The 2147-nt window shown below is 59.2% G+C and carries 4 protein-coding genes and 1 pseudogene; all 5 read left to right on the forward strand.

Annotation, left to right across the window (positions count from 1 at the left end; translation table 11 throughout):
• Positions 1-472, forward strand: a pseudogene (locus ACOSYY_RS10355) (hypothetical protein); the annotation flags it as partial.
• Positions 469-954 (forward strand): Na+/H+ antiporter subunit E, encoded by a 486-nt coding sequence (locus tag ACOSYY_RS10360; protein ID WP_421662263.1) that lies wholly within the window; start codon positions 469-471, stop codon positions 952-954. The pseudogene ACOSYY_RS10355 and the gene ACOSYY_RS10360, both read left to right, overlap by 4 nt.
• Positions 948-1217, forward strand: coding sequence for a K+/H+ antiporter subunit F (locus ACOSYY_RS10365; RefSeq protein WP_421662264.1), 270 nt, complete (start codon positions 948-950; stop codon positions 1215-1217). Before ACOSYY_RS10360 ends, ACOSYY_RS10365 begins: the two co-directional genes overlap by 7 nt.
• Before the next feature lie 4 nt (positions 1218-1221).
• Positions 1222-1545 carry a Na+/H+ antiporter subunit G gene (locus ACOSYY_RS10370; RefSeq protein WP_421662266.1) on the forward strand — a complete coding sequence of 108 codons (324 nt, stop codon included), beginning with the start codon at positions 1222-1224 and terminating at the stop codon, positions 1543-1545.
• Positions 1546-1716: 171 nt separating this feature from the next.
• The coding region (locus ACOSYY_RS10375) for a universal stress protein (RefSeq protein WP_421662267.1) at positions 1717-2147 on the forward strand (431 nt) is incomplete at its 3' end.

A 2147-nucleotide genomic window follows, 5' to 3' on the forward strand; every position in this document is an offset into this window, starting at 1 on the left:
AGACCAGCTCCATCCTGGCCCTCCGTTTCGGCAAGCGGTTCCCCTGGGCCTGGCCTTTCTGTTCGGCGGCGCGACGGTGGCCGGGATCCCGCCGTCGTCGGGATTCCTAGGCAAGCTCATGATTCTGCAAAGCACGATGGACGGGTTGAGCGTCGTCCTGATATGGACCGTGATTCTGGTGACGAGCATACTGACCTTGGTGACATGTTCGCGCGCGGGGAGCATCGTCCTTTGGAATTACATTGAACCGAACCAGCCTGCGCATGACCGGCCTCCTCGCCCTGGCGAATGGATTGCGCTTGCCTCGCTGGCCGGATGCAGCATAGGTCTTGTCATCTTCGCGGCTCCCGTTACGCACTACACCGGTGAAATAGGGGCGCAACTGACCTCCCCTGATTCCTATATTCATGCCGTCCTGGGATCCGGGCAGGACGATTTCATCAGGCCTCATGCGATGGGCGGAGTTCGATGAGAAAGCTGTGTCCGTTTCCTACGCTCTCGATGGCGCTGGCCGCAACGTGGCTTGTCCTGAACGGAATCTCGCCGCTGCAGCTCGGGGTGGCTCTCCTGTCCGCCTTGGCCATTCCGCTCAGCATCGCTCCACTGCTCGATGTGCTGCCGGGTGTCCGTTCGCTACCCCCCGCGATGCGGCTCATGGTGAGGGTCTTGTGGGATATTCTCCTCGCCAATATCACAGTCGCCCGGCTCGTGTTGGGACCCGTCTCCCGGCTGCGGCCGGCATTCGTGAACGTTCCGGTGACTGTGACTCATCCATCGGCGATCTCGCTGTTTACGAGCATGATCTCGATTACACCCGGCTCCATCCCGTTGGCGCTCTCGCCGGATACGCGCACATTGCTGGTGCATGTCCTCCACGTGGAAGACGAGCAGGCCTTCATTTCCAGGGTCAAAGAGCGGTATGAACGCCCCTTGATGGAGATTCTCGAATGTTGACCGTCGCCGTCTATATAGCTTTGGGCTCCCTTACGCTCGCGCTCACGTTGTGCCTAATACGTCTCATGCGCGGTCCCGACCCGGCCGATCGCGTGCTGGCCTTCGACACGCTCTACATCAATACGATCGCATTGCTGATCGTCCTGGACATCTACCTGTCCACATCGATCTTTTTCGAAGCGGCGGTGCTGATCGCACTGACCGGATTTGTGGCCACGGCGTCGCTCGCTCGCTTTCTTGCCCGGGGCAAGGTCATGGAGTAGCACTATGCTGGATATCCTCGTCTCCGTCCTCCTGCTGGTCGGCAGCCTGTTCATTGTGGTGGGGGCGTTCAGTCTCGTCCGTCTTCCCGATTTCTTCATGCGGCTGCATGGCCCGACGAAATCCACGACGTTGGGCGTCGGGAGCTTTCTACTCGCGGCTGTCGTCCACTCCGTCGACGGCGGATTCACCTTGCGGGAACTGCTCATTGCCATGTTTCTGTTCATGACCGCTCCGGTGAGCGCTTTCGTGCTGGGCCAAGTAGGCCTGCGGAAGCGCGTAACTTCACGCGCTCCCCTGCCTGAAGATTTCCCGGGTTTACGCGGCTAGTCCCTACGTCCCTTCGAGGTACGGCGGCAGCATCCCTTCCCGACAATTGACATGGGCAAAACAGGTGAACTTAAAATCCCTCCATGGTACTGTCCTGAAGAATGACGGCTCCGTCCGCAGCAAAGTCGTCGTCACGCGTGTGTACGCATTGTCAGTGAGCGGGCGAAGAGCATGAAAACCTCAGCTCATCCAAGACGATCGATTCTCGTGGCGACCGACTTTTCGAAGCCGGCCAAACTGGTGATTCCGTACGCTTTTAAGCTTGCGAGCGTGTTGAATTTCCGTCTCATCATCCTGCATGTCGTGAAGGCCCCTCCCGGCTTTGAGCAGTGGTCTCCTAGGGCACGCCGCTCCCTCCAGTCCTTGAAGACCAAAGCTCTTCTTGAGCTGGGCCGGATCGTTCGTTTGGCGAACGAGAACGGCCTCATGGCCGATTACAAACTTCAGGTGGGCATTCCCGAGGATTTCATCTTGGAGGCTGCGCGCGATCCCGATGTCGCCCTTGTTGCCATGGGAACTCATGGCAAGACCGGTTGGGATCGACTCCGGTTAGGCAGCATTGCAGAGAGCACCGTGCGCCGAGCGCCTTGCCCCGTTCTTAC

This window comes from Nitrospira sp. BLG_2 (genome assembly GCF_049222245.1).

Coding starts and splice junctions, on each gene's coding strand:
- ACOSYY_RS10370 (WP_421662266.1), top strand. CDS start 1,222: ATGCTGGATATCCTCGTCTCCGTCCTCCTGCTGGTCGGCAGCCTGTTC.
- ACOSYY_RS10360 (WP_421662263.1), top strand. CDS start 469: ATGAGAAAGCTGTGTCCGTTTCCTACGCTCTCGATGGCGCTGGCCGCA.
- ACOSYY_RS10365 (WP_421662264.1), top strand. CDS start 948: ATGTTGACCGTCGCCGTCTATATAGCTTTGGGCTCCCTTACGCTCGCG.